The 26,934-nt window shown below is 68.7% G+C and carries 21 protein-coding genes; 15 read left to right on the top strand and 6 right to left on the bottom strand.

The features are described from left to right. The 15 genes from P3102_RS02825 to P3102_RS02755 all read left to right on the top strand — a co-directional run bounded on the left by P3102_RS02825 (window position 1) and on the right by P3102_RS02755 (window position 18,174). Window positions 1-1,188 (top strand): BtrH N-terminal domain-containing protein, encoded by a 1,188-nt coding sequence (locus tag P3102_RS02825; RefSeq protein ID WP_276366284.1) that lies wholly within the window; start codon window positions 1-3, stop codon window positions 1,186-1,188. A 221-nt stretch (window positions 1,189-1,409) separates the two neighbouring features. Further along, complete coding sequence (locus P3102_RS02820) at window positions 1,410-3,335, top strand: S8 family serine peptidase (protein WP_276366282.1); 1,926 nt, start codon at window positions 1,410-1,412, stop codon at window positions 3,333-3,335. Between the two features lie 324 nt (window positions 3,336-3,659). Further along, window positions 3,660-4,895 (top strand): class I SAM-dependent methyltransferase, encoded by a 1,236-nt coding sequence (locus tag P3102_RS02815; protein WP_276366280.1) that lies wholly within the window; start codon window positions 3,660-3,662, stop codon window positions 4,893-4,895. Continuing rightward, window positions 4,892-5,689 (top strand): sugar phosphate nucleotidyltransferase, encoded by a 798-nt coding sequence (locus P3102_RS02810; RefSeq protein ID WP_276366279.1) that lies wholly within the window; start codon window positions 4,892-4,894, stop codon window positions 5,687-5,689. Before P3102_RS02815 ends, P3102_RS02810 begins: the two co-directional genes overlap by 4 nt. Beyond that, window positions 5,686-6,339 (top strand): PIG-L deacetylase family protein, encoded by a 654-nt coding sequence (locus P3102_RS02805; protein WP_276371601.1) that lies wholly within the window; start codon window positions 5,686-5,688, stop codon window positions 6,337-6,339. Before P3102_RS02810 ends, P3102_RS02805 begins: the two co-directional genes overlap by 4 nt. A 5-nt stretch (window positions 6,340-6,344) precedes the next feature. Next, complete coding sequence (locus tag P3102_RS02800; protein ID WP_276366277.1) at window positions 6,345-7,367, top strand: SDR family oxidoreductase; 1,023 nt, start codon at window positions 6,345-6,347, stop codon at window positions 7,365-7,367. Beyond that, window positions 7,367-8,641 carry a DUF4910 domain-containing protein gene (locus P3102_RS02795; protein ID WP_276366276.1) on the top strand — a complete coding sequence of 425 codons (1,275 nt, stop codon included), beginning with the start codon at window positions 7,367-7,369 and terminating at the stop codon, window positions 8,639-8,641. The genes P3102_RS02800 and P3102_RS02795 overlap by 1 nt, the downstream gene beginning before the upstream one ends. A gap of 7 nt (window positions 8,642-8,648) precedes the next feature. Further along, window positions 8,649-9,923, top strand: a complete 1,275-nt coding sequence (locus tag P3102_RS02790) for a hypothetical protein (protein WP_276366275.1) — start codon at window positions 8,649-8,651, stop codon at window positions 9,921-9,923. Then, a complete protein-coding gene (locus tag P3102_RS02785) occupies window positions 9,920-10,870 on the top strand; it encodes a glycosyltransferase family 2 protein (protein ID WP_276366273.1) in 951 nt (316 codons plus the stop codon). Before P3102_RS02790 ends, P3102_RS02785 begins: the two co-directional genes overlap by 4 nt. Continuing rightward, window positions 10,867-12,054, top strand: coding sequence for a polysaccharide pyruvyl transferase family protein (locus P3102_RS02780; RefSeq protein ID WP_276366272.1), 1,188 nt, complete (start codon window positions 10,867-10,869; stop codon window positions 12,052-12,054). The genes P3102_RS02785 and P3102_RS02780 overlap by 4 nt, the downstream gene beginning before the upstream one ends. Continuing rightward, complete coding sequence (locus P3102_RS02775) at window positions 12,051-12,599, top strand: dTDP-4-dehydrorhamnose 3,5-epimerase family protein (RefSeq protein WP_276366270.1); 549 nt, start codon at window positions 12,051-12,053, stop codon at window positions 12,597-12,599. Before P3102_RS02780 ends, P3102_RS02775 begins: the two co-directional genes overlap by 4 nt. Before the next feature lie 4 nt (window positions 12,600-12,603). Further along, on the top strand, window positions 12,604-13,920 hold the full coding sequence (locus tag P3102_RS02770; protein WP_276366269.1) for a glutamate-1-semialdehyde 2,1-aminomutase: 1,317 nt from the start codon (window positions 12,604-12,606) through the stop codon (window positions 13,918-13,920). Further along, window positions 13,917-15,416 (top strand): right-handed parallel beta-helix repeat-containing protein, encoded by a 1,500-nt coding sequence (locus P3102_RS02765; RefSeq protein ID WP_276366267.1) that lies wholly within the window; start codon window positions 13,917-13,919, stop codon window positions 15,414-15,416. Before P3102_RS02770 ends, P3102_RS02765 begins: the two co-directional genes overlap by 4 nt. A 56-nt stretch (window positions 15,417-15,472) precedes the next feature. Then, entirely contained in the window at window positions 15,473-16,909 is a 1,437-nt protein-coding gene (locus P3102_RS02760) for a right-handed parallel beta-helix repeat-containing protein (RefSeq protein ID WP_276366266.1), read from the top strand. Window positions 16,910-17,544: 635 nt separating this feature from the next. Further along, entirely contained in the window at window positions 17,545-18,174 is a 630-nt protein-coding gene (locus P3102_RS02755; protein WP_276366264.1) for a hypothetical protein, read from the top strand. Here the strand turns inward: P3102_RS02755 and P3102_RS02750 are convergent. The 6 genes from P3102_RS02750 to P3102_RS02725 all read right to left on the bottom strand — a co-directional run bounded on the left by P3102_RS02750 (window position 18,081) and on the right by P3102_RS02725 (window position 26,934). Beyond that, window positions 18,081-18,716 (bottom strand): phosphatase PAP2 family protein, encoded by a 636-nt coding sequence (locus P3102_RS02750; RefSeq protein ID WP_276366262.1) that lies wholly within the window; start codon window positions 18,714-18,716, stop codon window positions 18,081-18,083. The two genes, P3102_RS02755 and P3102_RS02750, sit on opposite strands and share 94 nt — an antisense overlap. Continuing rightward, window positions 18,713-19,894 (bottom strand): glycosyltransferase family 4 protein, encoded by a 1,182-nt coding sequence (locus P3102_RS02745; RefSeq protein ID WP_276366260.1) that lies wholly within the window; start codon window positions 19,892-19,894, stop codon window positions 18,713-18,715. Before P3102_RS02745 ends, P3102_RS02750 begins: the two co-directional genes overlap by 4 nt. A gap of 165 nt (window positions 19,895-20,059) precedes the next feature. After that, on the bottom strand, window positions 20,060-21,286 hold the full coding sequence (locus P3102_RS02740) for an O-antigen ligase domain-containing protein (protein WP_276366259.1): 1,227 nt from the start codon (window positions 21,284-21,286) through the stop codon (window positions 20,060-20,062). A gap of 1 nt (window position 21,287) precedes the next feature. Then, window positions 21,288-22,811 carry a right-handed parallel beta-helix repeat-containing protein gene (locus P3102_RS02735; protein ID WP_276366257.1) on the bottom strand — a complete coding sequence of 508 codons (1,524 nt, stop codon included), beginning with the start codon at window positions 22,809-22,811 and terminating at the stop codon, window positions 21,288-21,290. Next, on the bottom strand, window positions 22,808-24,763 hold the full coding sequence (locus tag P3102_RS02730; protein WP_276366256.1) for an alginate lyase family protein: 1,956 nt from the start codon (window positions 24,761-24,763) through the stop codon (window positions 22,808-22,810). The genes P3102_RS02735 and P3102_RS02730 overlap by 4 nt, the downstream gene beginning before the upstream one ends. Continuing rightward, entirely contained in the window at window positions 24,763-26,934 is a 2,172-nt protein-coding gene (locus P3102_RS02725) for a bi-domain-containing oxidoreductase (protein ID WP_276366254.1), read from the bottom strand. Before P3102_RS02725 ends, P3102_RS02730 begins: the two co-directional genes overlap by 1 nt.

The raw sequence follows: 26,934 nt of genomic DNA, 5'->3' as shown, positions 1-26,934 counted from the left end.
GTGAGCGAGTACGCAGTGCGCGATGGGTTGCAACCGGACGTGTCGGCCGTGGCCGCGGTACTGGCGCGGCACGGTGTCGAAGGCCCGGACGGGAAGGCGCCCGGTGAAGCGCTGATCTTCGCCGTGTCCGGCGGGATCGGGGCCGGCTACCTCCTGTGGGACTTCGCGCACGAGACGAGGTCGACGGTCGTGTTCGGTTTCCGCGCGCGCTGGCAGTACCCCCACGAATGGCTCAAGTCCACCGTGGACCGGCTCGGGCTCGACGCCGACTTCCACACCACCGGCGGCAAACGCGCCGCCGCGAACCGGCTCACCGCCGAGCTCGAAGCGGGGCGGCCGGTGCTCGTCCTGCCCGACCGCGAGTCGCTCGGCTACTGGCACCTGCCGCCGGAGATGTCCGGCGGTGGCGGCCATTTCGTCGTCGCGTACGGCGAGGAGGACGGCCGGGTGCTCGTCGACGACCGGAATCTCGCCCCGCTGACGGTCGACCGGAAGACGTTCGACGCCGCGCGCGGCCGGGTCGGCTCGTACAAGAACCTGCTGGCGACGATCCGGCCCGGCGAGATCCAGGACTGGCGGACGGCCGTGCGCGCCGGGCTGACGGACTGCGTGCGTAACCTCTCGGCGCCGTCGAAGTCGTTCTCGCTGCCCGCTTGGGGACGCTGGGCGAAGGCGATGACCGACGAACGCGACCCCAAAGGGTGGCCGCGCGCGTTCGGCGAGCGGCGCGGGCTCGTCGGGGCGCTGTTCACCGTCTGGGAGAGCATCACCCCGGCCGGGATGGAGGGCGGGCATCTGCGCGGGCTGTTCGCCGACGCGCTCATCGAGGCCGCCGGTCTGCTCGAACTCCCGGCGCTGGCCGAACAGGCGCCGGCTTGGCGCGCGATCGCCGAACGCTGGGCCGAACTGGCCGAGACCGCGGTTCCCGCGTCGAACGCGGAGTTCGCCTGGGTGCGCGGGCTGATCAGCACCGTCTCGGCCGGTGTCCGCGAGGGCGACGCGGGACAGGAGGCCGCCGCGGCGGCCGGCGCGCAGCTGTGGGAACTGCGCGGGCACCACCACGACGAGTCGCCGTTCACCGAAGCCGAGGAACGCGAACTGTTCAGCACGATGGGCACGATGATCCGGGACATCCACACCGCCGAGACGGCCGCGATCCGCGAGCTCTCCGACGCCCTGGTGGAGTGAACCGGACCGGTGTCCGTCGCGCCGCCTGCGTGTCACCGACCGAGCGGCGGACCCGGTCCAGCGGGACCATCGGCGAGTTTTCCCGATTCACTTTTCAACCGTTTATGCTCCATTTCGCGTAATACCGGAAAACGACTGAGCCGTTCAGCGGCTGATCATGACGGTTTGCGGCCGGTACCTTCGAAAGACTCTCTCCCCTGCAGAGTCCCCGGAGGTATTTCATGCCACGGCCGAAGTGTGTCCGCTTTCTCGCGCCCTTGGTCGGCGCCATGCTTTTGACCAGCGGGGTGGCCGTCGCCGCCCCCGACGGCGAGGACCCCCAGTTCATCAGGCTGGCCAGCCGGACCTTCGATCCGCTCAGCCAGCGAACGGCCGCGAGCCAGGACTGGAAAGGCGCCTACCTGCTCCAGGTCCGGAGCGCGCTGACCGACGCGCAGCGCGGGCGTTTGCGCTCACTCGGCGTGCGAATCGGGACCTACATTCCCGATTTCGCCTACGTGGTGCGGCTGAAGCCGGAGAGCCGCGAATCGGTGGCGAACTTGAATTTCGTCCGCTGGCTCGGCGAATACCGGCCTGCCGACAAGATGGAGATCTCGTCGGCCGCGACAGGCGGTCATCTGGTGACGCTGGTCGAATCGGACGCCCGGGACCAGCGCGTGGTGGCCGAGCGGATCCTGCGGCTCGGCGGCGGCATCGAAGCGATCTCGCAGAGCGGACAGCACATCGTCGCGAACCTCGGTGCCGGTCAGGCCGCCGCCGTGGCGCAGGGGGCCGAGGTGCTCGCGGTCGGTGCGATCACCGCCCCCGAAACCGACATGGCCAACGCCAGGGAAAGCGGGGGCGCGAACTTCGTCGAGAGTGTCGGCGGCTACCGCGGCCAGGGAGTGCGCGGCGAGGTGATGGACGGCGGGCTGCGGGTCACCCATCAGGAGTTCAAAGCCCGGCCGACGGTGCTGCACGGCCCGAACTCGACCAGCACCAGCCACGGCACTTCGACGTACGGTCAGATCTTCGCGTCCGGGGTGAGCGCACCGCAGCGCGGACTGCTGCCCGAGGGCCAAGGCATCTTCGCCACCTACGACAAGCCGGACCGCTACGCCCACACCAAGGAACTGGTCGACCCGGCCGGCAAGTACCGCGCGGTGTTCCAGAGCAACAGCTGGGGTGGCGGGCTGACGACGGCGTACAACTCGGTGTCGGCGGAGCTCGACAAGATAGTTTTCGACCACGACCTGCTGATCTGCCAGTCGCAGAGCAACGCGGGCACCCAGCAGTCGCGGCCGCAGGCCTGGTCGAAGAACGTGCTCTCGGTCGGCGGGCAGTACCACTACGACACGCTGGGCCGCACCGACGACAAGTGGAACGGCGGGGCCAGCATCGGCCCCGCCGCCGACGGCCGGATCAAACCGGAACTGTCGAACTACTACGACCGGATCGACACGACGTCTTCCGGCAGCGACACCTCGTACACGACGTCGTTCGGCGGCACGAGCGGTGCGACCCCGATCACCTGCGGAAACGCCGGCCTGCTGTTCCAGATGTGGGCCGACGGCGTGTTCGACGGCGGTCCGGGCAAGGGCCGCGACGTCTTCACGAGCCGCCCGCACGCCGCGACCGCGAAGGCGCTGCTGATCAACGGGGCGGACCAGTTCGCGTTCAGCGGCACCGCGCACGACATGACCAGGACGCATCAGGGCTGGGGCACCGCGAACGTGCGGTACCTGCACGAACAGGCCAAGGCGAACGGGTGGAAACTGCCGGTGCTGGTCGACGAGACCGATCTGCTGGGCACCGGGCAGTCGAAGAAGTACCCGGTCGTGGTGAACGGCACCAAGCAGTTCAAGGCGACGCTGGCCTACACCGACCCGGCGGGCTCGCCGAGCGCGTCGGTCACCAGGGTCAACGACCTGACCTTGAAGGTCACCGCACCCAACGGGACGGTCTACTACGGCAACAACGGGCTGAAGGCGGGCAACTTCTCGACCGCGGGCGGCTCGCCGAACACCGTCGACACGGTGGAGAACGTCCTCCTCGACAAGCCTGCCGCGGGGACGTGGACGGTGGAGGTGGTGGCGACGCAGGTGAACGCCGACGGTCACCCGGAGACGTCGGCGACGGACGCGGATTTCGCGTTGGTGGTTTCTTGACGGTGTGAGGCGCGCCACGGACCTGCTGCCCCGCGTTTCGAGGTGACGGAACGCGGTCGGCGCAGATGGTCGTGAGTGGCGTTTCGGGTCGGCACCCGAAACGCCACTCACGACCCACCCGGTCCCAGCGGACATCGTGCTCACCCTCGGTCGCGCTCCGGCCGCCCGGTTGCCCGCGCCCGGATGGCGGAGGCGTCTGCGCCGATGGCCGAGACGGCAGGTTTCGGTTGTGAGACGGAAGGGCGAGACCTCTCGAAGGCATGTAACGAGGCGACCCGAGGTGCCGACGTCTGGGATACGTGACGCGAGCCAAGGAGCCTCTCGATGACCACCTGCCGACTCTGCGGCTCGGTCCATCTCGCCAGTGTCGTCGACCTAGGGGCGACGCCGCCGTGCGAACGTTTCCTGACCGCGGAACAGTTGCGGGAGCCTGAACCGACCTACCCCCTGCACCTGCTGGTCTGCACCGAATGCCGGCTCGCCCAGATCCCGCCGCTGATCACCCCGGAAGAGACATTCACCGAATACGCGTACTTCTCGTCGTATTCCGCCTCCTGGGTCGAACACGCCAAGACGTTCGTCGACGGCGCCGTGGAGCGGCTCGGGCTCGACGAGTCCTCGTTCGTCGTCGAGGTCGCCAGCAACGACGGCTATCTGCTCAAGCACGTTGTGGCGCAGCGGATTCGCTGTCTGGGCGTAGAACCTTCGGTGAACGTGGGCCAAGCCGCGCGTGACGCCGGGGTGCCGACGAAGACCGCCTTCCTCGGCCTCGAAAGCGGACGCGACGTCCGCGAGGAGCACGGCCCGGCCGACCTCGTCGTGGCGAACAACGTTTACGCGCACATTCCGGACATCGTCGGTTTCACGCACGGGCTGCGCGCCTTGGTCGCCGATGACGGCTGGGTCAGCATCGAGGTCCAGCATCTGCTGACGCTGATCCAGGAGAACCAGTACGACACCATCTACCACGAGCATTTCCAGTACTACACGGTGGAATCCGCGCGCCGGGCGCTCGCCAGCGGCGGTTTGTCCGTTGTGGATGTCGAGCTCCTGCCCACGCACGGCGGTTCCATCCGGCTGTGGGCGCGTCCGGACGCCGTCGCCGGCGAGCCGAGCGAGCGGATGATCCAGGTCCTCGACGCCGAGAAGGCCGCGGGACTGCACGAAATGTCCGGTTACACCGAATTCTCCGAGCGGGTCACCAAGGTCCGGCTCGACCTGAACAAGTTCCTCACCGACGCGGCGCTCGAAGGCAAGACCGTCGTCGGGTACGGTGCCCCCGGCAAGGGCAACACGTTGCTGAACCACTGTGGCATCCGCCCGGACGTCCTGCGGTACACCGTCGACCGCAATCCGTACAAACACGGCCGGTTCACCCCCGGCACCCGGATCCCGATCCTCCCGCCGGAACACATCGAGGCCGACCGGCCCGATTACGTGCTCGTCCTTCCGTGGAACCTCCGGAAGGAACTGACCGCCCAGTTGTCCTATGTGGACGAGTGGGGCGGAAAGCTGGTCTTCCCCATCCCGCACCTGGAAATCGTCGAGGTGAAGTCGTGAAGGTTGTCCTCTTCTGCGGCGGCTACGGCATGCGGATGCGCAACGGTGACGCGTCCGACGTGCCCAAGCCGATGGCCATGGTCGGGCCGAGACCCCTGATCTGGCACGTGATGCGGTATTACGCGCATTTCGGTCACACCGAGTTCATTCTCTGTCTCGGCTACGGCGCGCACCACATCAAGGAGTTCTTCCTCGAGTACCAGGAGACCACCTCCAACGATTTCGTCCTGCGGGGCGGCAAGGCGGAACTGCTGTCGACCGACATCTCGGACTGGTCGATCTCCTTCGTGCAGACCGGTCTCGAATCGGCCATCGGCGAACGGCTGCGCCGGGTGCGCCCGCATCTCGACGGGGACGAGATGTTCCTCGCCAACTACGCCGACGTCCTCACCGACGCGCCGCTGCCGGAGATGATCGAGCGGTTCACGGCCTCCGACGCCGGCGCGTCGATGATGGTCGTGCCGCCGCAGTCGTCGTTCCACTGCGTCGAGATGGGCGAGAACGGCCGGATCGACGCGCTCACCCCGGTCAGCGAGATGCCGCTGTGGGAGAACGGCGGGTACTTCGTGCTGCGCCAGGAGGTCTTCGACCACATCCCCGAGGGCGGAGACCTCGTGGCCGACGGCTGCGGCGAGCTCGCCAAACGGGGGAAGCTGCTCGCGTACCCGTATCGCGGGTTCTGGAAGCCGACGGACACCGTCAAGGAGCGGGTCCAGCTGGACGACGCCTACGCGCACGGAAACCGTCCGTGGGCGTTGTGGGAACACGAACCGGCGCCGGCGGGCATCGCGTGATCGCACTCGGCACCGGCGGGCTCCAGCGGCTCGTCGCGCTCGGCGCGCATTGTGACGACATCGCCATCGGGGCGGGCGGTACCCTGCTGACGATCTGCGCCGCCGATCCGGGTGTCCGGGTGGACGCGCTCGTCCTTTCCGGCGGCGGCACCGAACGGGAGACCGAGGAACGGGCCGCGCTCGCGGCCTTCTGCCCGGGCGCCGACGTCGAGGTCACCGTGCTCAAACTGCCCGACGGCCGGTTCCCCGCGCACTGGGAAGAGGCCAAGAACGCGCTGGAGGAGCTGCGGCGCCGCACGGATCCGGACCTCGTCCTCTCGCCGCGCACGGCCGACGCGCATCAGGACCACCGCGGCCTGGCGAAGCTGGTGCCGACGGTGTTCCGCACCCATCTCCAGCTGGAGTACGAGATCGCCAAATGGGACGGCGACCTCGGCAAACCCGCCGCGTACGTCCCGCTGCCGGCCGAGGTCGCCGAGGAGAAGGTCCGCCTGCTGCAGGAGCATTACGCCTCCCAGCGGCACCGGCCCTGGTACGACCGGGAAGCCTTCCTCGGCCTCGCCCGCCTTCGCGGTATCGAATGCGGGCAGCGCTACGCCGAGGCCTTCGATCTCAAGAAACTGACGCTCGACCTCACTCCGAAAGGCTGAAAGCCATGCGTGTGCTGCTGACCGGGCACAAGGGTTACCTGGGCACGGTGATGGCCCCGGTGCTGGCCGCCGAAGGCCACGAGGTGATCGGCCTCGACTCCGGTCTCTACGACACCTGCGTGCTGGGCCCCGCACCCGAAGATCCCGAAGGTTTCGAGGTCGACCTTCGTGACGTCACGGCCGAGCACGTGGCGGGCATGGACGCCGTGATCCACCTCGGCGCGCTGTCCAACGACCCGCTCGGTTCGCTGGCGCCGGATCTGACCTACGACATCAACCACCACGCCTCGGTCGAGCTCGCCAAGCTGGCGAAGGACGCCGGGGTCAAGCGGTATCTCTACGCCTCGACGTGCTCGGTCTACGGTGCCTCGGGCGGCGACGGCCTGGTCGACGAGGACGCGCCGCTGCGCCCCGTCACGCCGTACGCCGAGTCGAAGGTCCGGGTCGAGGACGACGTCCAGGAACTCGCCGACAGCGACTTCAGCCCGGTGTACCTGCGCAACGCCACCGCGTTCGGGTTCTCACCGCGGCTGCGTGGCGACATCGTGCTCAACAACCTGACCGCGCACGCCCACCTCTCCGGCGAGGTGCTGGTGCTCTCCGACGGCACGCCGTGGCGGCCGCTGGTGCACGCCAAGGACATCGCGCGCGCGTTCGCGGCGGCGCTGGTGGCGCCGAAGGAGGCCGTCCACGGCAAGGCGTTCAACATCGGCACCGAACGCAACAACGTGACCGTCGCCGAGATCGCCGAAGAGGTCGTCGAGGCCGTTCCCGGTTCCACCCTGCGGATCACCGGCGAGGCGGGCTCGGACCCGCGCTCGTACCGGGTCGACTTCTCCCGGTTCCGCGCGGCCGTCCCCGGCTTCGACTGCGACTGGTCGGTCAAGGACGGCGCGCTCGAACTGATCGAGGCCTACCGGACCCACGGCCTCACCGAACACGGCTTCCGGCGCCTGTTCACCCGCCTGGCGCGCTTGCAGGACCGCACCGCCGCCGGTGAACTCGACGACACCTTGCGGCGTCGCTGATGTCGCACCGGGACCTGGAGACGGGCGCCGACCTGGAAAGGCTGGTCGAGCGCCTGTATCCGCTGTGCCGCAGCATCACCGGCGACGGCGTCCGCCGCACGCTGGAGATCGTCGGCGAGCACGTCCCACTGGAGATCCACGAGGTCCCCACCGGCACCCAGGTGCTGGACTGGACCGTGCCGCAGGAGTGGAACATCCGCGACGCGTACATCAAGGACGCCTCCGGCCGCCGCGTGGTCGACTTCGGTGAGTCGAACCTGCACGTCGTCGGCTACAGCGTCCCGATCTCGCGGAAGATGCCGCTCGCCGAGCTGCGCGAACATCTGCACACGCTGCCGGACCGGCCGTCGTGGGTGCCGTACCGGACCAGCTACTACGCGCCGACGTGGGGTTTCTGCCTGGCGCAGGAAACCCTCGACGCGATGCCGGACGGCGAGTACGAGGTGCACATCGACTCGACGCTGGCCGACGGTCACCTCACCTACGCCGAGCACGTCGTGCCGGGCGAGGTCGCCGACGAGGTGATCATCTCCTGCCACACCTGCCATCCGTCGCTGGCGAACGACAACGTCGCCGGGATCGCGATCGCCGCCGCCTTCGCGCAGACGCTGGAAAACCCGCACTACACGTACCGGTTCCTGTTCATGCCCGGCACGATCGGCGCCATCACCTGGCTCGCGCGCAACACCGAACGCGTCGAACGGATCAAGGCCGGGCTCGTGCTCGCTTGCGCGGGCGACCCGGGATCGCTGACATACAAGCGAAGCCGCCGGGGCGACGCCGAGATCGACCGCGTGCTCGCGTACGTCCTCGCCGATCGCGCGCACCGGATCGTGGACTTCTCGCCGTACGGCTACGACGAGCGCCAGTTCTGCTCCCCCGGCTTCGACCTGGGCGTCGGATCGCTGACGAGGACGCCGTACGCGGGCTATCCCGAGTACCACACCTCGGCCGACAACCTCGATTTCGTGTCCACGGCGGCCATGGAGGAAACCCTTCGGACCCTGCGGGACACCTTCGCCGTCCTCGACCGCAACCGCAGCTACGTCAACCTCAGCCCGTACGGCGAGCCGCAACTCGGCAAACGCGGGCTGTACGACTCGCTCGGCGGGAGAAGCGACGCCAAACAAGCCCAGATGGCCATGCTCTGGGTGCTCAACCTCTCGGACGGCGAGCACAGCCTGCTCGACGTCGCCGAGCGGTCCGGGCTGCCGTTCGATTCCGTCGTCGCCGCCGCGAAGGCGCTGCACGACGCCGGATTGCTCAAGGATTGAAGGCCCTATGCGCTCACTTCTGCGTTCCCAAGCCGTCCGGGCCATGGCCGGGCGGCTCAGCTGGGGCCTCGGCGACCAGGCCGTTTCCAGTATCACCAACTTCGTGGTCGGGCTGTTCGTGGCGCGCTCACTCGGCACGTTCGCCTTCGGCATGTTCAGCCTCGCCTGGGTCAGCTACGGCGTGGTGCTCAACCTTTCGCGCGGGCTGACCACGGATCCGCTGATGGTCCGGTTCTCCGGGGTGCCCACGGAGACGTGGCGGACGGCGACCGCCAGGGCGACCGGGACGGCGCTCTCCGCGGGTGTCGTGGCCGGTGCCGTCAGTGTGGTCGCCGGTCTCGTGGTGGGTGGCCCCATCGGCGGCGCGTTCGTCGCGCTCGGCATCGTCATCCCCACCTTGCTGCTTCAGGACGCCTGGCGGTTCACGTTCTTCGCGGCGGGGCACGGGAAGAAGGCGTTCGTCAACGACGTCGTCTGGGGGATCGCGCTGATCCCCGCGCTGTTCATCGCGCACCGATGGTTCGACACGGTCGTCGCCTTCATCCTGGCGTGGGGGCTGTCCGGGGCGGTCGCCGCCGGCTACGGCTGCTTGCAGTCCGGGGTCCGGCCGGACCCGCGTGGCACGCTCGAGTGGCTCAACCGGCACCGCGACCTCGGCACCCGCTACCTGATCGAGAACGTCAGCAACAGCGGCTCGACGCAACTGCGGATGTACGGGCTCGGCGCGATCGCCGGGCTGGCGAGCGTCGGCGCGGTGCGCGGCGCCGAACTGCTGCTCGGCCCGTTCTTCGCCCTTCTGATGGGACTTTCCCTGGTCACGGTGGCCGAAAGCGCGCGGGTGCTCCAACGGGCCCCGCATCGCCTTCGCCGCTTCTGCGCCGTTCTCGGCGCGGGCCAGGCGGTCGCGGCCCTGATCTGGGGTCTCGCCCTGCTTCTGGTACCCGACGACGCCGGCCGGTTCGTGCTCGGCGACGTCTGGGATCCCGCTTCGGAACTGATCCTCCCGGTGACCATCGGTATCGCCGCGGCGGGATTCAACACCGGGGCGGCCGCCGGACTGCGTGCGCTCGGCGCTGCGAAACGGAGCCTTCGCGCCCAGCTGATCAACTCGGCCGGCTATGTCGGCTTCGGGCTCATTGGCGCCTTCTTGGCCGGGGCGTCCGGATCCGCTTGGGGGGTCGCGTTGGCGATCACCAGCGGGTCGGCGGTGTGGTGGCTCCAGCTGCACACCGCTCTCCAGGAACACCTGACTTCGGAGAAGGAAGAGATGAGGACGTCATGAGCACCGCTCCTCGGCTGAGCATCGGGCTCCCGGTCTACAACGGCGAGGACTACCTCGCCGAATCGCTGGACGCACTCCTCGGCCAGAGCTACGAGAACTTCGAGCTGATCATTTCGGACAACGCGTCCACGGACCGCACCGAAGAGATCAGCCGTGAGTACGCGAAGCTGGATTCCCGCGTACGGTACGTGCGTCAGCCGGTGAACATCGGCTGCGCGCCCAACCACAACTACTGTGTCGACGTCGCCCGCGGCGAGTTGTTCAAATGGGCGTCCGACGACGACCTCTACGCGCGGGACCTGCTGGAACGCTGTATCGAGGCGCTCGACGAGCACCCCGAGTTCGTACTTTCGCATTCGTGGACGGCGATGATCGACGAGAAGGCCGTCGTCACGCAGGCATTGGAGTACCCGCTCAACACGGTTTCGCCGCACGCCGCGGAACGCTTCCGCAGCACGCTGTTCGCGCCCGGCGGGGACGACGACGGCGCGGTCATCCGCACCGAGGTGCTGCGCCGCGTCGCGCCGCTGGACAGCTACCACCACGCGGACCGCACGATCATCTCGGAACTGGCCCTGCACGGCCCGTTCCACCAGGTGCCGGACTGGCTGTACTTCCGCCGCGACCACCCCGGCCGCTCCGAACACGAGTACCCGACCGTGCGCAAGCGCGCCAGCAACCTGGACCCGAAACGCGCCGACAAGCTGCGGCACCCGATGATCCGGCTGCTCGGCGAGTACGTCCTCGGTTACGTCAACGCGATCCGCCACGCGCCGATCTCCGGCGCCGAGAAGCGCGAGTGTTTCCGCTACCTGCGGCAATGGACGCTGAACCGGGCGGGGAACCCGGCCATGGGCCGGATGCCGGTGCAGGCCGAGGCCGAACTCGGTCCGCGAGAGGTGTGCGTGGCGTCGGTCGTCGCCGGTCAGGAGGGAAGAGTCCCTTGAGCTCGCCCGTGAGAATCGGGCTGTTCGGACTCCTCGGATCAGGGAACCTCGGCAACGACGGTTCCTTCGAGGCGGTTCTCGGGTATCTGCGCACGGAGCATCCGGACGCCGCGCTCAGCGTGATGTGCGGCGGTCCGGAAATCGTCGCGTCGCGCTACGACCTCGAGACGACCGCGTTGAACTGGTACCAGGGTGAGTACCGGACGGCTTCGGGACCGGTGTCCATCGCCATGAAGGGTTTCGGCAAGCTCGTCGACATCGTCCGGACGGCGGCGTGGGTGGGGCGCCAGGACGTGGTGATCGTGCCGGGGATGGGTGTCCTCGAGTCCACGCTTCCCTTGCGCCCTTGGGGTTTCCCGTATGCCTTGCTGTTGCTGTCGGTGTCCGGGCGGCTGGCCGGGACCAAGGTGGCGCTGGTCTGCGTCGGTGCCAACGTGAGCGACCGGCGGGTCACCCGGTCGATCATCGGCCGGGCCGCGCGGCTGGCGACGTTCCGGTCCTACCGGGACGAATTGTCGCGGGAGGCGATGCGCACGATGGGCGTCGACGTCACGAACGACCGTGTCCATCCCGATCTCGCCTTCGCCCTCTCCGCGCCGGCGGAACCGGTGCTGCCCCGCTCCGTCGGGGTCGGGGTGATGGCCTACCGCGGCGGGAACGAGGACAGGGCCCGCGCCGACGAGATCTATGAGTCCTATGTGGACGGGATGACCCGGTTCGTCGCCCGGCTGATCGCCGACGGCAGGCCGGTGCGGTTGTTCATCGGCGACCGGGCCGACGCGCAGGTCGTCGACGAGATCATGCGGGAACTGGAGTCACCGCTGATCACCGCCGCCGAAACGTCCACTTTGGACGATGTGCTGCGGGCGATGTCGGCGGTCGAGATCGTCGTCGCCACCCGCTACCACAACATCCTGTGCGCGCTGAAGCTGGCGAAACCGACGTTGTCCGTCGGGTACGCCCGCAAGAACGACGTCCTCATGACCACGATGGGGCTCGGGGAGTTCTGCCTGTCCGCCAAGGACATCGACTTCGACGCGCTGGTCCGCCGGTTCGCCGAACTCGAGTCGCGGGCGGGCGAACTGACCGAGATCGTCGCGAAACGAGGTGCGGCGCAGGCACGACTGCTGGAAGAGCAGTTCGTCGAATTGTCGGCCGCCCTCCTGCCGATCGGAGTCCGATGAAAGCGATCCCGGTGCCCGCCATCGCGGGCGCGTACCTGTTCGAGCCGACCCCGCACACCGACGAACGCGGCTTCTTCAGCCGCACGTTCGACGCCGACGTCGTCCGGTCGGTGGGGATCGACCCGAACGGGTTCCTCCAGGACAGCGTGTCGCGGTCCCGCGAGGGGGTGCTGCGCGGGATGCACCTGCGCTCGGGTCTCGGCGAGGCGAAGCTGGTCCGGTGCTCGTGGGGCGCCGTCTTCGACGTCGTCGTCGACCTGCGGCCGGATTCGCCGACGTACCTCGGCAAGGAGACGTTCGAACTGTCCGGGGAGACCCAGGTCTCGCTGTACATCCCGGCAGGCTGCGCGCACGGGTTCCAGGCGCTCACCGAGTACGCCGACGTCTCCTACCGGATCGACCGCGCCCACGACGCGAGCGAGGACGTCGCGATCGCCCACGACGACCCGGAACTGGCGATCTCGTGGCCGCTGCCGGTGGCGCTGATGTCGGAGCGGGACCGCGCGGCCCTCTCTCTTTCCGAGGCACTACAGAACACGAGGTGAGATCATGACCCGTCGTCTTCCCCGATCCATGCGGGCCAACGAACGCCTCCACGCGATGATCCCCGGCGGCGCGCACACCTACGCCAAGGGGGACGACCAGTACCCGGAGAACCTGGCGCCGGTCATTTCGCACGGGCTCGGCGCGCACGTCTGGGACGTCGACGGGAACTCCTACATCGAGTACGGCTCGGGCCTGCGCGCGGTCAGCCTCGGGCACGTGCACCCGCGGGTCAGCGAAGCGGCCCACCGGGAGATCGACCGGGGCGCCAACTTCGCCCGTCCATCCATCGTGGAGGAACGCGCGGCGACGAAGTTCCTCGAAACCGTACCCACCGCGGAGATGGTCAAGTTCGCGAAGAACGGCTCGGACGCCACCACGGCCGCGGTCAAACTCGCCAGGGCGGCCACCGGCAGGCCGTTGGTGGCGATCTGCCGCGACCACGCGTTCTTCTCCATCGACGACTGGTTCATCGGCACCACCCCGATGTCGTCGGGCATCCCGGCGGGGATCACCGACCTGACGGTGTCGTTCCCCTACGGCGACCTCCCGGCGACCGAGCGGCTGCTGCGGGAGAACGCGGGCCAGGTCGCCTGCCTGATCCTCGAGGCGTCCACGCAACTCGAACCGCCCGCCGGGTACCTCGTCGGCCTGCGGGAACTCGCCGACCGGTACGGCTGCGTCCTCGTCTTCGACGAGATGATCACCGGCTTTCGCTGGTCGGAGGCGGGAGCGCAGGGTCTCTACGGGGTCACGCCGGACCTTTCGACGTTCGGCAAGGCACTCGGGAACGGGTTCGCCGTCTCGGCGCTGGCGGGTAAACGCGAACTGATGGAACTCGGCGGACTGCGCACCGCCGAGGAGCGCGTCTTCCTGCTGTCCACCACGCACGGCGCCGAAACGCATTCACTGGCCGCCGCCATCGCGGTCATGGAGACCTACACCGAAGAAGGCATCGCCGCGCGGCTGCACTCGCTCGGCGACCGGCTCGCCGCCGGAGTCCGCGAAGTCGCGGCCTCGGCAGGGGTCGGGGAACACGTCGTCGTGCGCGGCCGGGCGAGCAACCTCGTCTTCGGCACGCTCGACGCCGGGAAGAAACCGTCGCAGGACTACCGAACGTTGTTCCTGCGGCAACTGGTCACCGGCGGGGTCCTCGGGCCGTCGTTCGTGGTCAGCAGCGCGTTGTCCGAAGAAGACATCGACCGGACGGTCGAAGTGGTCTCGCAGGCCTGCCTCGTGTACCGCAAAGCGCTCGACGCGGATGATCCGGCGCCGTGGCTGGGTGGCCGTCCGGTGAAGCCGGTTTTTCGGAGAAGGGTATGAGTTCAAGGATCGCAGCTCGCTCGGCCGGCTCGCGCACGCTTCGCGTGGCGTTGTCGGTGTTACTGCTCCTGGTCGCCGTTGAAACCACAGCGGAGGCAACCGAAGAGCCGGCTCGAGGGGTGTGCGGCACGACCGTCGGCGTCCCCTCCGCCCCGGCGGGCGCCCAGATCGTCGAACCGGGCACCGATCTGACCGACCGGACCCGGTTCAGCCCGCCGGGGAGCACGTTCTGGCTGGCGCCGGGCACGCATACGCTCAGTTCCGACCAGTTCGGCCAGGTGATGCCCAAGGACGGCAACGTCTACCTCGGCGCACCCGGCGCCGTGCTCGACGGACGCGGGATCAACCGCGCGGCCTTCACCACGCCGGCCAAGGACGTGGTGATCCGCGGGCTGACCATCCGCGGTTTCGTCGCCGAACGGGACCAGGGCGTGGTCAACCACGACTCCGGCGAACGCTGGACCATCGAAGGCAACGTCATCGAGGACAACGACGGGGCCGGGATGATGACCGGGGCCGGCCAGCGGGTGATCGGGAACTGCCTGCGCGACAACGGCCAGTACGGGATCAACGCCTACCGTTTCGGTGGCGGGCTGACCGATCTGGTGATCGAGGGCAACGAGATCACCGGGAACAACACCGATGATTGGGAGACCAGGATACCCGGCTGCGGTTGCAGCGGTGGTGCGAAGTTCTGGGCCGTGAACGGGGCCGACGTCGTCGGCAACTGGGTCCACCACAACCACGGTGTCGGGCTTTGGGCCGACACGAACAACAACGACTTCCTCATCCAGGAGAACCTGATCGAGGACAACGCGTCCGAGGGGCTGTTCTACGAGATCTCCTACAACCTGGAGCTGATCGGGAACACCTTCAACCGGAACGCGCTGGTGCAAGGCCGGAACCGGGCCGCCAAGGGAGACAACTTCCCGGTCGCGGCGGTGTACCTCAGCGAATCCGGCGGCGAGCCCAGACTGCCCGCCCGGACCAGCCGGATCGACATCCGGGGCAACATGTTCTCCGACAACTGGTCGGGGATCACGTTGTGGGAGAACGCCGACCGGTTCTGCAACAGCCCGGCCAACACGTCGACGCTGTCCTGTACGCCGTTGGTGTCGCCGACGTCCGCCTGCTCCGATCCGGGCATCAAGACCGAACCGCTGTACGGCGACTGCCGCTGGAAGACCCAGCGCGTTTCGGTGCACGAGAACACGTTCGAGATCGATTCGTCGTTGGAAGGCTGTCTCGGCCTCTGTGGGCGGATGGCGGTGCTCTCGAACTACGGGACCTTCCCGGCCTGGTCGCCGTATCGGGGTGCCGTGATCTCGGAGTCGATCACCTTCCGGCAGGACAACCGGTGGTACGACAACCAGTACTACGGGCCCTGGACGTTCGTCGCCCACGACACGTCACGGAAGCTGACCGCGGCACAATGGCGGGCCGAGCCCTACGGGCAGGACGTTTGCAGCGGTTTCGGGGAGGCGACGACCTGCTGAAGTTTCACCTGTAAGTGTCCGTCCGGGACCGTCCATACTGGCTTACCGTTGCCGTTGTGCCCGCGTTCCTGATTGTTCTGCTGCTCATCGCGACAGGAGTCGTCACGGCTTCGGCGGCTCCTGTCGCGGCCTGCGCCGCGGGACCGGTGAGCCCGGGGAAGCCGGCCGACGCCGTGGTCGTCTCCCCGGGAACCGATCTTTCCGCGAAGACGCGCGAACTCCCGGCCGGTACGACGTTCTGGCTCACCGAAGGCAAGCACACCCTGGGCTCGGACGAATTCGGCCAGGTCATCCCGAAGGACGGCAACGCCTACCTCGGCGCGCCCGGCGCCGTCCTGGACGGAGGTGGCGTCAACCGCTACGCGTTCACCCAACAGGCGCGCGACGTCGTCCTCCGCGGCCTCACGATCCGCGGTTTCGCGGCGCCGCGGGATCAGGGCGTGGTCAACCACGACTCCGGCGAACGCTGGACCATCGAAGGCAACACCATCGAGGACAACGGAGGCGCCGCGATGATGGCGGGGCCCGGTCAGAAGGTGCTGCGGAACTGCCTGCGGAACAACGGGCAGTACGGCATCAACGCCTACCGGGCGGGCGACGGGATCACCGGACTGCTCGTCGAGGGCAACGAGATCACCGGCAACAACACCGACGACTGGGAGACGAAGGAACCCGGCTGCGGGTGCACCGGCGGCGCGAAATTCTGGGCCGTGAACGGCGCCGACATCCGCGGCAACTGGGTCCACCACAACCACGGCGCCGGCCTGTGGGCGGACACGAACAACAACGACTTCCTGATCGAGGACAACCTGATCGAGGACAACGAGGCGGAGGCGTTGTTCTACGAGATCTCCTACAACGCCGTGGTCCGCGGGAACACCTTCCGGCGCAACACCCTCGTGCAGGGTCACGCCTTCGCCGCGCGCGGCGACAACTTCCCGATCGGGACGATCTACATCTCCGAGTCCGGCGGTGAGCCACGCGTTCGCGCCCGGACTTCTTCGGTGGAGATCGTCGACAACGTCTTCCAGGACAACTGGGCCGGAATCACCCTGTGGGAGAACGCGGACCGCTTCTGCAACAGCCCGGCGAACACGTCCTCCGGGTCGTGCACATTGCTCGTCCCTTCGGTCTCTTCGTGTTCTTCGCCCGGGATCGCTTCTGCTCCGTTGTACGACGACTGCCGGTGGAAGACGCAGCGGGTTTCCATCCACGGCAACAAGTTCTCTCACGGCTCCGCGTGCTCGGACCTTTGCGGGCGGATGGCTCTTTTGGCGAACTACGGGACCTATCCGGACTGGTCGCCTTATCGGGGAACCTCCGTTTCGGAGGCGGTGACCTTCCGGCAGGAAAATCGGTGGTACGACAACGCTTACTCCGGTGAGTGGCGGTTCGTCGTTCAGGACACTTCGCGGACCGTGGGGGTTTCGGGGTGGCAGGGGGCTCCTTACTCGCAGGATGCTTGTAGTTCTTTTGGGGATGGCGGGTGCTGAGCGGACCTTTCGCGGCTTGAGTTGTTTGAGCGGCTTGAGTTGCCCGGGTGGGAAGGTCGACGTGACCGGACCTTTCGTGTGACGCGAGCGCGAAGGGGAAGAGTGTCGCGACGATGTAGGAATCGGGACGTTGAGTGTCCCAATTCCTACATCGTTGGCCCTCTTTTTCGTGAAAGGTACTTTCATGCGGCCGAAGAGCGAAAATTGTCGGTACTCCGTCGCACCATGATCCAGTGCGACGAGGAAACTGGCCAACGAACGCTCTGCTCACCGCTCCGGGCCACCCGGAAGTGATCCGCGCGGCCGATCTCGAACAGATCGGTGTGCCGCGCCGGACCATCTCCCGTCGATGTGCGGCAGGCGGCCCTTGGCGAAAACTGCTGCCCGGCATCGTATTACTGAGCAGCGGTACGCCGACAGACGAGCACCGTGTCCGCGCCGGGTTACTCCATGCCAGGCAAGACGCGGTACTCACCGGCACGTGGGCGCTCCGCCGCCATGGCTTGGAACGGGTTCCACGGCAGGAGGACGTCCACGTGCTCATCCCTGCATATCGAGGTGTGGCCGACGTCGGCTTCGTCCACGTCGAGCGCACCACACGACTACCCCGCCCTCATCTCCGAGGAGATCTCCCCGTGGCACCCGTCCCCCGAGCCGTCATCGACGCCGCCCGCAGGCTCACCGACGAAGACGAGATCCAGGCGATGATGGCCGAGTCCGTCCAACGCCGCTTCTGCACCACCGACCTGCTCACCCGCGAACTCGACCAAGCAGGCCGGAACGGAACGGCCCTGCCCAGGAAGGCCCTCGCCCCGCTCCTGGCCGGGGCGAGATCCGTCGCCGAAGCCGACGCAGGGCGTCTTTGGCGAAGATCCGGTCTCCCGCCGGGCCACTGGAACGTCCCGATTTTCGACGCGAACGGCACCTACATCGCCACGCCCGACTTCTGGTGCGACGAGGTCGCTTTCGCTTGGGAGATCGATTCGCTTCGCCACCACGCGGATCTCGACGGCCATCGCGCCACCGTCGCCCGCAACGCCCGGTACGCCGCCGCGGGGATCGTCGTGTTGCAGACGCCGCCGTCCCGCCTGCGCACCGAGCCGGACGAGGTCCAGCGCGAGCTGCACGCCGTTCCGGACGGCACAAGCCCGCCCGCGGCCGGACGTCGTGCTCAAGCCCGCCGCGTGAGCCGGTCCACCGCCCACGCCACCACGGGCACCACCGCGACAGCGACCCCGAACCCCCCGAAGGTGTCCGTCGGATAGTGCGCCCCCAGCGCCACCTCCGCCCATCCCATCGCGAGCCCCGAGAACGCGACCGACCCCACCAGCACCCAGGCCGCCCCGACGGCTCCGAGACCCCGCACGTCGATCACCAGCAGCGCGACGACGGTCGCCACGGTGACCGCGAAAGCCGTGTGACCGCTGGGGTAGGAGAGGAACTCGCCGTGGATCAGCCTGCCGGTCAGGGGTTTCAGGCCGGTGGTCAGCGCGACCGTCACCCCGGAGGCGGCCACCAGCAGGAGCGCTGTCCGCGGCCGCCGGTGCCGCACGCACACCCAGCCGAACAGCGCCATCACCACGATCGCGCCCACCGGTTCGCCCGCGAAGTCGATGGCGGTCGCCAGGTACCAGAGCGGGCCTTGGACCCGGTCGACCACCGGCAACACCAGGGCGTCGAGGCCGGCGGTGTGGGAAGTCCCGGCGTAGCGGAGGCCGAGGACGAGAGCGACGACGAAGCCGAAGGCGCCCAGCGCCCAGAGCGGGATCCGCGCCCGCGGCGGGAACGCGGGCGGACCGCCGATCACGCGTCGATCGCTGCCTGGTAGCCACCGACGAGCCGGTCGAGGCCGACCTTCGGGGTGAACTCCTGTTCGTACACCAGCCGTGCCGCCCAGCCCATTTCCTGGTTCCGTTCGGCGTCGCCGACGATCTCCCGCAGCCGCGCCGCGAGCGAGCCGGCGTTCCCTGGTTCGTGCAGCAGGCCGGTGACGCCCTCTTCCACCAACTCGCGGAAGGCGCCGTGGGCGGCGGCGACCGTCGGGACACCGGCGGCCATCGCCTCGACCACGACCAGGCCGAACGCCTCCAGCCATTCCGACGGGGCGATGACGGCGTTCGAGCGGACGATCAGGTCTTGACACTCCTCTTTGGATTGAAGCCCGACGTAGCGGACGTCGTCACGGCCGTGTGCCCAGCGCGCGACCTCGTCCTGCATCGGGCCGGTGCCGGCGATCACCAGCGGCGGCAGCGAACCGCCCGCGGCGGCGAGCTGGTCCCACGCCTTCATCAGCAGACCGACGCCCTTTTCCGCGGTGATGCGGCCGAGGAACAGCAGGTGCTCCCCCGCCCCCTGGCGCGTCTTGCCCGGATCGGTGACGTAGTTGTACTTCACCGCGAGCCGCTCGGCGGGCATCCCGGCGGCAATGAGGATCTCGCGCTGCGCCTTCGAGATGCAGAAGAACCGCGAAACCCCGTTCCACCAGCGGTTTCGATTCAGCATCATGCTCGCCGCCATCGGCACGGTGGCCAGCCCCGAACCGCGGTAGCACCCGTGCCGCACCGCCGGGACCGGCTTGCGGCCCACGCAATCGGTGCAGATGTAGCCCTCGCGGTACAGCGTGCCGGGCGGGCAGATCAGCGTGTAGTTGTGCACGGTGGCGACCGCCGGGACCCCCGCGTCGGCGCAGGCGGCCAGTACCGACGGCGACAGCAGCGGGAACGTGTTGTGGATGTGGACGACGTCCGGCCGGTCGTCGGCGAGGCGCCGCGCCAGTTCCGCGCGCACGGCCCGGTTCCACGGCACCTGCAGTGGGACGACGGCCTTGCGCGGCAGCGACATCTCCGCGATGTCGTCGCTGCGCCGCTCGAACAGGCCGACGTCGTGCCCGGCCTCGGCGAGCAACGCGGTCTCCTGGTCGACGACGGTGTTCTCGCCGCTCGGCTGCTCGGATCGGTACCGATTGTGGATCACGAGAACCTTCACGCGGGCTCCTTCGTGTCTGTGGTGAACCCGTGGCCGCGATCGACGTCGGCAGGACGCTGCCCGGTCATCGACCTCGCGGTGGCGGGCATGGCACCCTGCCACCGCGACAGCGGAAGCCTTCGGCCGGTCGGGTTCACGCGTGTGGTCCCACTTCGCTGCACATCTTCAGCTCCGCCTGTCATCCGTGACGAACTCGGGTTCTTCGGCGGGCGCACGCACCAGCAGCGACGCGGCCAGGGCCAGGTGCAGCAGGTACGGCGACGCGTCGCCGAGGCCGGCCTCGGTGTAGGAGGCGGAAAGACAGTACGTGATCAGGAAGATCGCGCACGCTCTGGCGGGGGACGGCGGGCGCAGCACCGCGACCACGACCAGAACGAGCAGGAACGCGGCCACGATCGCGATCCCGACGTAACCCTGCTCGTGGTAGACGGCGAGCCAGCTGCTGTCGATCGGGAGACCGTCGTAGGACTTGTCGGTCAGCCCGACGCCGAACAGGTATTCGAGCGTCGTACGCGGCGCGTCGAGCAGCGCGTCCCACACCTTCGCGCGGCCGGTGAGGCTGGAGAAGTTCTCCTCGGACTGCCCCCGCAGGAACCAGGCTTGCAGCAACCCGCCCAAGGCCACCACCGCGAACAGGCCGCCGAACACGAGCCAGGTGAACACCTTGCGCGCGCGGGCGCTGGACATCCACTGCGACATCAGCGCCACCACGGTGCCGGCCACCAGGCCGAGCATCGCGGTGCGGGTGTGGGTCAGCAGCAGGATGCCGAACGCCGGGACGATGACCACCAGCGCGTGTTTCCGCTCCAGTTTCCCCCCGAGCCACAACAACGTCGTGAGCCCGATGACGACGGCCGCGTACTGGCCGACCTGCGGCGGGGTCAGCGGCCACAGCGTCCCGGTGAGCCGTCCGCCGTACTCGAACGGCAGCGCGTTGCCCGGGCCGAGCGCGAGCCCGATCACCACCGTCACCAGCACCATGCCGTAGGCGCGGACATGCGTGCGGACGAGGTCGAGACCGCCGTTCCACCAGCGGGTCAGCAGCCACAGGGTGCTGAGGAAGAGGGCGAACCGGAAGCAGCGGAACAGCGCGCCGAACCCGCCCTCCAGGTTCAGGCTGGAGACCACGCTCAGCACCAGCAACAGCGTGAGCAGGAAGAGATAGGCGCTCGGCCGGATGCGCAGCCGGGCGTTCAGGGCGAGCGCGATCACGAACGCGGCGCCCAGCGCCCCCATGGTGATCAGCTGGCTGACCGAACGCGGCAACGGGATGAGCGTCTTCGCCCCGGTCGAGCCCAGCGTGTTGATGATCAGCAGCGTCCAGGCGACGCCGACCGCCTTGGGCATGCCCGTGCGGATCGACGGTTCGGCCCGGACCGCGGGATCGAGCATGTCAGCCACCTCCCGCACGGGTGAGTTTGCTGCCCTGGTCCTGCCGGTACGGCGCGCCTTGCCATTCACCGAAACCCAGTACCCGGCTCGGCTCGAAGGCGATGAAGTTCCACGGTCCGGAGTAGGTGTTGTCGTAGTGCCGGTTGCCCTGGGCGAAGGTGATCGCGTGCTGGACGACCTCACCCTTGTACGGCGACCAGTCCGGGAAGGTGCCGAAGTTCGCGAGCATCGCCATCCGCGCGCAGCTTTCCTCGCAACCGGCGACGGCCGGGTCGAGCACGAACCGGTTGTGGTGGATCTCGACGCGCTGGGTCTTCCATCGGCAGTCGCCGTTCAGCGGCCCGCCCGCGATCCCGGGCAGCGCGCAGTTCGCCTGCTCGGGCACCAGCCGCGTGCAGGAGCCGGACGAGGTGTTGGCCGGGCTGTTGCAGAACCGGTCGGAGTTCTCCCACAGGGTGACGCCGTTCCAGTTGTTCTCGAACGTGTTCCCGGAGATCTCCAGTTTGTCCGTGCGCGCCTTCACCCTCGGCTCGCCGCCGGATTCGGACACGTAGATCGACGCCACCGGGAAGCTGTCGCCGCGGTCGATGTACCGCTTGCCGTCCACCCAGTTGTTGCGGCGGAAGGTGTTGCCGCTGATCACGGCGTTGTAGCTGGTCTCGTACATCAGCGCGGAGCCGTCGTTGTTCTCGACGACGTTGCCCGCGATGCGGAAGTCGTTGTTGTTCGTGTCGGCCCACAGCCCGACACCGCGGTTGTCGTGCACCCTGTTGCCGACGATGTCCGCCCCGTCGACCGCCCAGAACTTGATCCCGCCGGAGCAGCCGCAGCCCTCGATTTTGCTTTCCCAGTCGCCGGTGTTGTTGCCGGTGATCTCGTTGCCCTCGACGACGAGGCCGGTGATGCCGCTGTCCCGCGCGTAAGCGTTCATCCCGTACTGGCCGTTGCGCCGCAGGCAGTTGCCCCGGACCTGCTGCCGCGCGCCCGCCATCAGCGCCGCGCCGTCGTTGTCCTGGACGGCGCTGTGCTCGATGATCCATCCGTCGGCGGAATCGTGGTTGACCACACCTTCGTCGTGCGGCGCGGCGAAGCCCTGCACGGTCAGATTCCGGATCTTGACGTCGGCGGCGTCGCCCGCGAAGGCGTACTGGTTGATCTTCCGGCCGTCGAGGACGGCCTTCGGGCCGCCCACGTAGACGTTCCCCGGCTTCGGGTTGACCTGGTCGTAGCGGTCGTCGCCGAGCTTGTGCGTCCCCGGTGCCAGCCAGAACGTCGTCCCCGCCGGGCTCGATCGCGTCTTCGCCGCGAGGTCGCCCGGCACCGCCGGATCGATCTTCACCGCCCCCGCCGGTGCTTCCGCCGGCCCCTCCGGCAGCTTGTCGCACACCTGCGCGAGCGCGCCGGGCGGCGCCTCGGCCGGATCCGGTCCAGGTTCTTCGGCCGGGGTGGTGCAGGCGGTCAGCGTCAGCGAGCCGAGCAGCACCAGAAGCGCTGCCCGGCGGAGGCGGTGCGGTCGTGCGATCACAATGGGGGATCCTCGTTGCCTTTTTCGAAGGTGAGCACGCTGGTGAACGTGGTTCCGTCGGCGGCGGTTCCGCTGCCGAGCAGGGTCCACGACGGCTCGCGGCGGCCGAACCCGGCCGAGTACCAGCCCATCGGCGGGGTGGTCTCGCCGCGATGTGCCGACCAGTCCAGTTCCGGCGGCAGCTCGACCGAAGCCGTCCGAGCCTCGCCGTCGGCGGTCCAGGACAGGGTCGCGGTCGCGCCGGAAAGCGAGACCTCGACGAGCGGGCCGAAGTGGAACGCGAGACGGCAGTGTCGTGCCTCGCCACCGCGAATCTCGTCGAGGATCCTGAGCACAGTGCCGTCCATGCCTTCCAGCCGCACCGAACGCCGGTGGACGGACGGCGCGTAGCCGTCGTGTTCCGCGCTCCAGCGCGATGGCGTTCCCGCCGCGATCACGGTGGTCACGGCGTGTTTCGTCCACAGGAACGGACCACCCGAGACGGACTGGTCGGCGCGGGAGAGTTCGAGCGTGTTGTGTCCCGCCGTGGACCGGAAGTACGACCGCCACTTCGGTTCGCCGTGGTAGCAGTAGGTTCCGGGATCGGCGAGGATGTCGACGCCGTCGTGCCGGACCTCCACCGAAAGCGCGTCCGCGTGCGCGTGCGCCGCGATGGACAGGAAGCCGTGCGGCCCGCCGTCGCAGCGGCACCAGATCCTTCCGTCGCGCAGGACGGTCATCCCGGCGTCGGCGAAGTCGTCCCGCCGCCGCACTGGACGCTCCGATCGGAGCTGAATGTCCTTGCCCAATGCGGAGAAGAACGGCGTGCGGACATCACCGCCCGGCGTCTCCGGCCACCAGGCCAACCGTCCGAAAAGGACGGAACCGGTGTCGATGAGCGACGCCCAGCGGCTCGTTCCGTCGCCGTCGACGATCAGCCCGAAGCCGTCGTCGGCGTCGCCCTGCCGCGGCGGCCGCAGTCGATGGTCCACCATGGACGCCAGTGCGTCGGTCATCCGCCGCAGGACGAGCCAGGTCGACTCGGGCACCGCGACACCGGCGGCCTTCGCCTCCAACGTCCCGGCGAGCCCCAGCTCCAGGACGAGCCCGTGGTACTCGGTGGCGAGCTCGCGGTTGAGACCGGACTCGAAGGTGTTGTGCCGCAGCATCCTGTCCAGCGACGCCAGCGCCGCGTCCCGCCACCGCGGGGATTCGGGGAACCAGGCGAACGCGCAGGCGGCGGCGAGCTGTCCGGCGTCCTCGGCGATCACGTGGTTGTTCGCCGACGAACCACGGCTCGGGAACGCGGCCAGCCAGCGCTGGTGGTGCCAGATCTGGCCGAGCGCCACCGGGTTGTCCTCGAACAGCGCCGGGGCCGGGGCCCAGCCGTCGAGCAGCCGCCGGACCCACACCCACGACAGCAGCCGGATGCCGAGTTCGATCCCGCTGACCCAGTGCACCCCGCGCAGCGGCGGGTTGGCCGCCCACCAGGACTTCAGGTGCGCGGCCACACGTTCGGCGTACCTGTCCTCGCCGGTGAGGGCGTACGCGGCGGCCAGCACGGTGAGATGCTGGTGCCGCGACGGCTCCCAGATCTGCTTGATGTCGCCGACGGTCTCCTCGCTCCGATACGGGATGTCGAAGGAGTACACATCGGACGGTGCGCGGCGACCGGTCTTCGGGTCGTACGACCAGTCCGGGTCGACGAGGTCGTCCCGCTCGACGCCGAAGTACTCGGCACGCCCGTCCATCAGCCGGTCCGCCTTGACGAGCAGGTCCTTCACCGCCTCACCGGAGACGGCGGCGAGGACCTCGTCACCGGGCACCGACGCGAAACGCCGGTGCGGCAGCCAAGCCGCCTGCTCGCTCGCGACGGCGCGCCACTGGCGTTTGCGCACGACGTCGGTGACGCGGCCCGCGATCTCGGCGGGCCCCATCCGCGACAGTCTTCGCAGGTACCAGGAGGGATCCATCAGCCGAGTCCGATCCGCACCGGCGCCCCGGTCTCCAGGCTGCGGTTGACCGCGAGCGTGGCCAGTGTCGTCGCGACGAGCGAGTCGACGGACACCGGCATCGCGACCCCGGTGGTCAGCGCGGTGACGAACGCTTCGAGTTCGGCGGCCTGGCCCTTGTCCCGGCCCTTGGGGATCCGGGAGCTGGCCCACTTCTTGCGGCCGAACACCGACGCGCGCGCGAAGTCGTCGAACTTCAGCACCTTGCCGTCGGTGGTGACGTCGATCGTCTCCTTGGGGAACGACGACGCACCGCTCGTGGTGTACGCGATCGACGCGGTCGAGCCGTCCGGGTAGCGCAGCAGGATCTGCAGGTCCTGGTGGCCCGGCGTCGCGGTGGCGTACACCGAGACCGGGTCGGCGCCGAGCAGCCAGCCGACCGTGTCGATGAAGTGCCCGCCCTCGCCGGCGAACCGCGAGCCCTCGCTGTCGGCCTGGTTGTACCAGCTGTTCGCGTCGAGCTGCCCGGCGTTGACCAGGTACCGCACGGAAGCCGGACCGATCCGCGGCCCGAAGTGGAGCACCGATTCGTTGAGCAGCGGGGCGAACCGGCGGTTGAAACCGACCTGCAGCCGGTCGTTGCCGGACTCCTCGATCGCGCCGAGCACGATCTCCAGTTCCTTTTCGGACAATGCGAGCGGCTTCTCGACGAAGACGGCCTTGCCCGCGAGCAGCGCGCGCCGGGTCAGCTCGGCGTGCGAGCTGTGCCGGGTCACGATGAACACGGCGTCGATCGAGGAGTCTTCGAGCAACGCGTCGAGATCGGTGGTGGCGCGGCCGAACCCGAACTTGCGCTTGGCGTTCGCGCCCGAGAGCGCCGAGGTGGTGACGACCTCGGCGAGGTCGACCTTCTCCATCTCCGCGAGATGCGGCAGGAGCATGGAGGACGCGTAGTTGCCCGCGCCGACGAACCCGATCCGCACGCCACCGGGCTTCGGTGCCGCGCGGACCGCCGAGGGCTTCGGCACGGAAACCGCGGTGACGGCCTGCCCGGCCGCGGCCGCCGGACGCTTGTCGTACTCGAACAGCACGGCGACGGCCTTGAGCTCGCCCTCGTTCAGCCTCCGGTACGTCTCGACGGCGTCGGAGAAGTCCGAAACGTGCGAGATCAGCGGCTCGACGTCGAGACGGCCGCGGCCCATCAGGTCGACGACGCATTCCAGGTTGCGGCGCTCGGTCCAGCGGACCTGGCCGATCGGGTAGTCGCGGCCCTCGAGTTCGTACTCCGGGTCGTAGCGGCCGGGGCCGTACGAGCGGGAGAATCGGACATCGAGTTCCTTTTCGTAGTAGGCGTTCCACGGCAGGTTCAGCGAGCATTTGCCGATGTCGACGACCCGGCCGCGGTCGCGGCTCAGCTTCGCGGCCAGCTCCACCGGCTCGTTCGTGCTGCCGCCCGCGGCGAGGTACACCTGGTCGACGCCGTGCCCGGAGCTGATCTCCGCGACCGCGGTGTCGACGACACCGGAGCCGGGGTGACCGCAGTTGAGCGCGCCGAGCTGTTCGGCGAGCGCGCACCGCGTCGGATCCGGGTCGACGCCGACCACGCGGACCCCGGAGGCGACCAGCAGCTGCACGACCAGCTGACCGATCAAGCCGAGGCCGATGACCAGCGCGATGTCACCGATCTGCGGCTCGCCCTGGCGGACGCCCTGCATCGCGATCGCGCCGACGGTGCCGAACGCGGCGTGCCGCGGGTCGACGCCGTCGGGCACCTTGGAGTACAGGTTCTTGGGCACCCAGTTCAGTTCCGCGTGCAGCGCGTGTTCGTTCCCCGCGCACGCCACGAGATCCCCGACGGTGACGTCGTCGATGCCCGCGCCGACCTCCTCGACCACGCCGCACAGGGAGTATCCGAGCGGCGTGTACGAGTCGAGTTTGTTCATCGCCTTGCGGTAGGTCGCGCCCAGGCCGTTCGTCGCGACGCTCTGCATCACCTTCGCGACCTGGTCCGGCCGCGCCTTCGCCTTGCCCACCAGGGAAAGGCTCGCCTCGGACACCTTCATCATCTCGGTGCCGGTGGAGATCAGCGAGTAGGCGGTGCGGACCAGCACACCCCCCGGTTTGCACGCGGGCACTTCGACGTCGAGGAGTGCCAGCTCCCCGCTCTTGTAGTTCTGCACTACCTGCTTCAC

It is taken from the genome of Amycolatopsis sp. QT-25 (assembly GCF_029369745.1).
Taxonomy (GTDB): Bacteria; Actinomycetota; Actinomycetes; order Mycobacteriales; family Pseudonocardiaceae; genus Amycolatopsis.
This window is presented reverse-complemented; position numbering and strand designations above follow the sequence as displayed.

Bases quoted from the DNA above. Each gene is read 5' to 3' on its own strand.
- P3102_RS02820 (WP_276366282.1), top strand. From the start codon at position 1,410: ATGCCACGGCCGAAGTGTGTCCGCTTTCTCGCGCCCTTGGTCGGCGCC.
- P3102_RS02815 (WP_276366280.1), top strand. From the start codon at position 3,660: ATGACCACCTGCCGACTCTGCGGCTCGGTCCATCTCGCCAGTGTCGTC.
- P3102_RS02800 (WP_276366277.1), top strand. From the start codon at position 6,345: ATGCGTGTGCTGCTGACCGGGCACAAGGGTTACCTGGGCACGGTGATG.
- P3102_RS02795 (WP_276366276.1), top strand. From the start codon at position 7,367: ATGTCGCACCGGGACCTGGAGACGGGCGCCGACCTGGAAAGGCTGGTC.
- P3102_RS02790 (WP_276366275.1), top strand. From the start codon at position 8,649: ATGCGCTCACTTCTGCGTTCCCAAGCCGTCCGGGCCATGGCCGGGCGG.
- P3102_RS02785 (WP_276366273.1), top strand. From the start codon at position 9,920: ATGAGCACCGCTCCTCGGCTGAGCATCGGGCTCCCGGTCTACAACGGC.
- P3102_RS02775 (WP_276366270.1), top strand. From the start codon at position 12,051: ATGAAAGCGATCCCGGTGCCCGCCATCGCGGGCGCGTACCTGTTCGAG.
- P3102_RS02770 (WP_276366269.1), top strand. From the start codon at position 12,604: ATGACCCGTCGTCTTCCCCGATCCATGCGGGCCAACGAACGCCTCCAC.
- P3102_RS02765 (WP_276366267.1), top strand. From the start codon at position 13,917: ATGAGTTCAAGGATCGCAGCTCGCTCGGCCGGCTCGCGCACGCTTCGC.
- P3102_RS02740 (WP_276366259.1), bottom strand. From the start codon at position 21,286: ATGCTCGATCCCGCGGTCCGGGCCGAACCGTCGATCCGCACGGGCATG.
- P3102_RS02730 (WP_276366256.1), bottom strand. From the start codon at position 24,763: ATGGATCCCTCCTGGTACCTGCGAAGACTGTCGCGGATGGGGCCCGCC.